Source organism: Shewanella sp. Shew256, assembly GCF_002196695.1.
GTDB classification, from domain to species: Bacteria; Pseudomonadota; Gammaproteobacteria; order Enterobacterales; family Shewanellaceae; genus Shewanella; species Shewanella mangrovisoli.
The window spans coordinates 1-5,373 of the sequence record NZ_NAJR01000034.1; the positions used below are offsets into that span (position 1 = coordinate 1).

4 protein-coding genes and 2 pseudogenes are annotated in these 5,373 nt (G+C 47.8%); 4 read left to right on the forward strand and 2 right to left on the reverse strand.

All coding sequences use genetic code 11. The annotated features are described in order from the left end of the window. Window positions 1–232: 232 nt before the first annotated feature. The 3 genes and pseudogenes from B5P39_RS24120 (at window position 233) to B5P39_RS24130 (ending at window position 3,389) form a co-directional block, all read left to right on the forward strand. The gene (locus tag B5P39_RS24120; RefSeq protein ID WP_088213165.1) at window positions 233–1,180 is read left to right on the forward strand and encodes an IS30 family transposase; all 948 of its coding nucleotides are present in this window, start codon (window positions 233–235) and stop codon (window positions 1,178–1,180) included. A gap of 35 nt (window positions 1,181–1,215) precedes the next feature. Then, window positions 1,216–1,377 (forward strand): annotated as a pseudogene (locus B5P39_RS24125) (IS4 family transposase); the annotation flags it as partial. Window positions 1,378–1,547: 170 nt separating this feature from the next. After that, window positions 1,548–3,389, forward strand: a complete 1,842-nt coding sequence (locus B5P39_RS24130) for an ABC transporter ATP-binding protein (RefSeq protein WP_088213167.1) — start codon at window positions 1,548–1,550, stop codon at window positions 3,387–3,389. Window positions 3,390–3,427: 38 nt separating this feature from the next. Here the strand turns inward: B5P39_RS24130 and B5P39_RS24135 are convergent, their stop codons facing one another. Continuing rightward, window positions 3,428–4,003, reverse strand: a complete 576-nt coding sequence (locus B5P39_RS24135) for a glutathione S-transferase family protein (RefSeq protein WP_032491908.1) — start codon at window positions 4,001–4,003, stop codon at window positions 3,428–3,430. Window positions 4,004–4,076: 73 nt separating this feature from the next. Continuing rightward, the gene (locus B5P39_RS24140; protein ID WP_032491907.1) at window positions 4,077–5,003 is read right to left on the reverse strand and encodes an inhibitor-resistant extended-spectrum class A beta-lactamase PER-2; all 927 of its coding nucleotides are present in this window, start codon (window positions 5,001–5,003) and stop codon (window positions 4,077–4,079) included. Between the two features lie 221 nt (window positions 5,004–5,224). Between B5P39_RS24140 and B5P39_RS24615 the strand changes: the two are divergent. Next, window positions 5,225–5,373: pseudogene (locus B5P39_RS24615) on the forward strand (IS4 family transposase); the annotation flags it as partial.

The window sequence follows — 5,373 nt, forward strand, 5'->3', positions numbered from 1 at the left end:
AAACGTTGATTTGGGGAAGTCTGCTGGCGGCAACGCTCAAGCGTTGGTTAATCAACGGAGCACAGCAAAAATATCGGCGAGTGTTGTCCATGTTCAGCGGGGCCAAAACAGCCAATCAGTGGTGGCTCGCGAATTCAGATAATAACTGCAACACCCATGGTGCATAGGAGAGAAGAGGCCAACTGCCGGTTCTGGTACGCTTCTTCTCGCCAAAGAAACAAAGCGGAACACCATGAGATACCATCAGTTGACCGAAGGACAACGATACCAGATCGCCTGCCTTCATGACCATGGCTTGAGCCAAGCAATGATTGCCCGCAAGGTGGGTGTGCATCCATCCACCATTAGTCGCGAACTCCGTCGCAACCGGTGTGCGCAAGGTTATCAACCAGCAGAGGCTCATCAATCGGCCACCCTGCGACGATGTTCCAGCAGCAAATATCGTGTCCCGGAAGATACCCTTATTTTCGTGACCATGGCGTTGGCCGCAGACTGGAGTCCGGAGCAGATAAGCTCGGTCTGCAGGCGCATTGGTTGCCCTGTCAGTCATGAGTGGATCTACCGCTATGTGGCGCAGGATAAGGCCAACGGTGGCAAGCTGTTCCGTCACTTGCGGCAAGGCCACAAACGTTACCGTAAGGGACAGAATGCCAAGCGCTGCGTGATCCCCAACCCGGTATCGATCGATGAGCGCCCAGCGATAGTCGACTCTCGTAGCCGATTGGGTGACTGGGAGGTGGATACCGTTTCGGGCAAACAAGGTAGTGGTGCCATCGTGACACTGGCCGAGCGTAAGAGCCGACTCTACCTAGTGCAGTATGTGCCTGCCAAGACGGCAGCTGCAGTGGCCGATGCCATCATCTGCATGCTAGAGCCCTACAAGGCACATGTTCATACAATCACCGCGGACAATGGCAGTGAATTTGTGGAACATGAGCGAGTAGCCAAGGTGCTAAATACCCAGTTTTACTTCGCGCATCCATACAGCGCGTGGGAGCGAGGTCTGAACGAGAACAGCAATGGCTTGTTGCGGCAGTATGTGCCCAAGGGCAGCGACCTGAGCCAGCTCAGCCCGGATGAGTTGTCGGCCTTCGAGCGGCGACTCAACCTTAGACCGCGCAAATGTTTGGATTTCAGGCAACCGCAGATCGTGTTTGATGAACTACGACAGGTTGCTTGATTTGGCGGGTGTTGCACTTCGGAGTTGAATTCGCGCTTCCCTTTTGTATAAAATGGGCTTGTTCAGGGATAACTGAAATTGCTGCGGAATTGGGTAAGGTTTTTGCGTTTCTCGCGGAACATTGCCAGAGGGTAAATGTAAAGCGAGATCAAAAATCAGGGGCTTTTAAAGTGTTGGAAATCACATATGAATCATGATGTTAGTTCGCTAAAGACATACGTATGTGACGTCACTAGCAAAGGCTCTACAGCAAAGTGGTCCGCCAGATAGATGAGCGCTGTAAAACAGGCGTTCATCAAATAGTTACATCTGTTTTTTATACTTTGACGTACAATAACGACCTTTTTCGTCGCCTTTGAGGAATTTTATGCTGGGCTTTTTTGAACGATTAACCAAACCTTTTCCTGATGATGAGCCTACTCAGCCACCTCAAGGTTTATTTGCGTTTTGTTTACATTACAGCAAAGGTATGGTGCTGCCGCTGATCCTGATGTCTATTGCAACAGCGCTGCTGGCTGCGCTGGAAGTTTCATTATTCGGTTATATGGGCCAACTGGTGGACTGGCTGGTGAATAAAAACCCGGAAACCTTCTGGCAGGAAGAACAAGATACCTTAATCACCATGGCAGTCGTGATGCTGGTGGTGTTACCCGCTTTAGTGTTTTTCCACTCAGCCCTGATCCACCAGACCATATTGGGTAACTACCCTATGTCGATCCGCTGGTTAGCGCACCGTTATTTATTAAAACAAAGCCTTGGCTTTTATCAGAATGAATTCGCCGGCCGTATCGCCACTAAGGTCATGCAAACGGCTCTGGCTGTGCGGGAAACTGCCACCAAGCTGCTGGATGTGATGGTGTATGTGGTGGTGTATTTTGGCTCTATGTTGTACCTGATAGCAGATGCAGACTGGCGTTTGGTGCTGCCGATGCTTGCATGGTTAGTCATTTACACAGGTCTACAGTTCTATTTTGTGCCGCGCCTAAAACAGGTTGCTACTGAGCAAGCCGACGCCAGTTCAGAAATGACAGGCCGTATTGTCGACAGTTACACCAATATCAGTACCATTAAACTGTTCTCACACACAGCACGTGAATCTGATTATGCCCGCGACAGCATGCAGCTGTTTCTGGTGCCTGTGTATAAACAAATGCGCCTTGCCACCTGGCTGAACATTTGTGTGCAGGGTCTGAATTATCTATTGGTATTCTCTATCGCTACTCTGGCGATATGGTTATGGTCGGTCAATGCAGTCACTGTGGGTTCTATTGCCATAGCCGTCAGTCTGGCTTTGCGTTTAAACAGTATGTCGCAATGGATCATGTGGGAAGTCAGTGCGCTGTTTGAAAATATAGGTACAGTGGCTGATGGCATTGCCACTTTGTCTCAGCCTCAGCAAATCGTTGATATAGCAACAGCTAAGCCTATCGAAGTACCACAGGGACAGATTGAATTTAAACAGCTGAACTTTAACTACGGTAAAGTCGCAGGCGAACATGGCCCCGTCATTGATGGCCTTGAATTGTCGATTAAACCGGGTGAAAAAGTAGGATTAGTCGGCCGCTCTGGTGCAGGCAAATCGACGCTGGTGAACTTGTTACTGCGTTTTTATGATGTTAATTCCGGCCAGATTTTAATAGATGGTCAGGACATAAAAACCGTATCACAGGAAAGCTTACGTGCTCATATTGCGATGGTGACACAGGATACGTCTTTGCTGCACCGGACTGTGCGCGAAAACATTCTGTATGGCCGCCCTGGTGCTACCGAAGCAGAAATGGTTGAAGCAGCTCGCTTGGCCGAAGCCGATGCCTTTATTCAGGAACTGACCGACCCTAAAGGCAATAGCGGCTACGACGCTCAGGTCGGCGAACGGGGTGTAAAACTATCAGGTGGTCAGCGTCAGCGTATTGCTATAGCGCGGGTGTTATTGAAAAACGCCCCTATCCTTATTCTGGATGAAGCAACCTCAGCACTGGATTCAGAAGTGGAAGCTGCGATTCAGCACAGTCTGACTCAGCTGATGATAGGAAAAACTGTGATAGCGATAGCACACCGTTTATCCACTATCGCGGCAATGGACAGGCTGATAGTACTGGACCAGGGTCGTATCGTTGAGCAAGGCAGCCATCAGGAACTGATCGCCAAAGGTGGGATTTACGCTCAGTTATGGGCGCATCAAACCGGTGGTTTTATTGGCGTGGAATAATAGTCACTGGGTCAGAGCTAACAGCTCTGACCCTGCCTTTAGCTCAAACGAGGGTCGGTTTCAGCTACCATCGGTTGTTTTAAATGCTCGTTTCTGAATTGCAGTAATACCGGGAAAGGTTTTAAGTCGACCAAATCACGAAATAACACCCAGTCGACCAGCGTAAATAAGCTGATACTCAGATAATCCCAGCGTCCAAATTGCCCTGCCCTGATCTGTTGCTCTAAGGCTTCCAGAGTTGCCTGAATACGCTCATGCTGTAGATTAAAAAACAATTTATCTTCAGTCACATCGAAACCTGAACGTTTACAAAGCAACAGTTCAACCAGCGAATCTGTGCAGGCGTTGATCGTCGTCAGGCTGTTTTCCTGATCCCAGCTTAAAGGCGGTAGTTTCAACTTTTGCGTCAGATAACGGTAAATCACCCCGGAATCAAAAATAACCTGTTCATTATCCACCAGCACCGGCACCTTTCGGGCCGGGTTGTGTTTTACCAGCACAGAACGGCCTTCGGATTCAAAAATATTCAAAGCCACAAACTGATAAGGCTGACCAGCCAGCACTAAACGTAAACGACGCACAAAAGGCGAAGCGACTGAACCTAATAACTGCATAACCTACTCCATTTTCAGATCATGACTGCAGTTTATACCTTTAATAAGTCGCTTAGATAGTGCTGATTTTTGCTCAATCCGGACTCACTGCAGAGAGTTTTTTCAGCTCAAACTGATAAGCCGCTTGCGCAACCTGCGCAATAATAGCTTCATTGGTTCGTTCTGATTCAGCCGAATCCTTGACAAATACCGCCACCAATAAAGGCCGTCCATCAGGCAACATAATGACGCCCGCATCATTAGTCGCCGCAGTTTTTCCTGCTCTGACGCCCGAAGTACCGGTTTTATGCGCCACTATAGTACCAGCAGGTAACAAGCCTTTTAACCGCTGTGGTCCTGTGGTGGTTTCAACCATCCATTTCCATAACAAGGCCTGAGAGGTTTCAGACAACTGCTTTTTCTGTTCAAACTTTTGCAGAACTTGTGCTGCGGCTTTCATCGACGTCCAGTTTTGATATTGCACCTGATCATCCGCATGCATTTGCGCTTCATTTGCTACCACGGCAGCTTCTTTAACGCCTAAAGACTGGATATAAGCATGCAAAGCTTGCGGCCCGCCCACCAGTTCAAATAACAAATCGCAGGCCACATTGTCGCTGTGTGACACCGAATACTGCAGTAACTGCTGTACTGCAACAGTAAATTCATCGCCCTGATGATCTTTCATCATTGGCGACCAGGTATTTTGTAATACTGCAGCACGATTAACAGTAACAGACTGATTTAAATCCAGTTTCCCCTGATCGACCTGATGCAGAACTAACATAGCTAAATGCAGTTTAAACACACTTTGCATCGGAAACTTTTCAAATGGATTCAGCAACAAAGGTTCCAGATCGTCAGGCCCCCACACTGCTACACCTACAGTGGCCTTTTTACCCGTCACTATGGTTTCAATCTGCTCTTTTAACAAAGGGGATTGGGCTGATACTACAAATGAACTTAAGCCAAGCATCAGCAGAGCAGAAGCGGTGAAAACACATTTTGTGATGACATTCATACGACTGTCCTTGTTATTTTTTTAGTGGATTGTACAAAAGGCAGCCGCAGCTGCCTTTTTTATTTTGTTTCATACTGTTAGTTGATTTCCCTGCTCCGCATTTCCGGAGCCTGAGCCCGAGCTCTCTCTCATACGTATGATCTTTAGGATTTGAATAGGTGCTTCATTCGTGATCTAATTGATTTTGCGAATAAAATAGAACGCCCAGAGGGCTAAAACGAATGAAGCAAAATCAAATTACCACATTTTCAACCATTTTTGAAGCCCTGTTTTCAGAGCAACAATTAAATTCACTTGGTGTTCAAACTCACATGATTGAACGCTTTCGCCTGATCACTCCCGCAAAACTTTGCCTGGCATTTGTGTGTGC

Excerpts from the sequence above, each read along its gene's own strand:
- B5P39_RS24120 (WP_088213165.1), top strand. The coding sequence starts at position 233 with ATGAGATACCATCAGTTGACCGAAGGACAACGATACCAGATCGCCTGC.
- B5P39_RS24130 (WP_088213167.1), top strand. The coding sequence starts at position 1,548 with ATGCTGGGCTTTTTTGAACGATTAACCAAACCTTTTCCTGATGATGAG.
- B5P39_RS24135 (WP_032491908.1), bottom strand. The coding sequence starts at position 4,003 with ATGCAGTTATTAGGTTCAGTCGCTTCGCCTTTTGTGCGTCGTTTACGT.
- B5P39_RS24140 (WP_032491907.1), bottom strand. The coding sequence starts at position 5,003 with ATGAATGTCATCACAAAATGTGTTTTCACCGCTTCTGCTCTGCTGATG.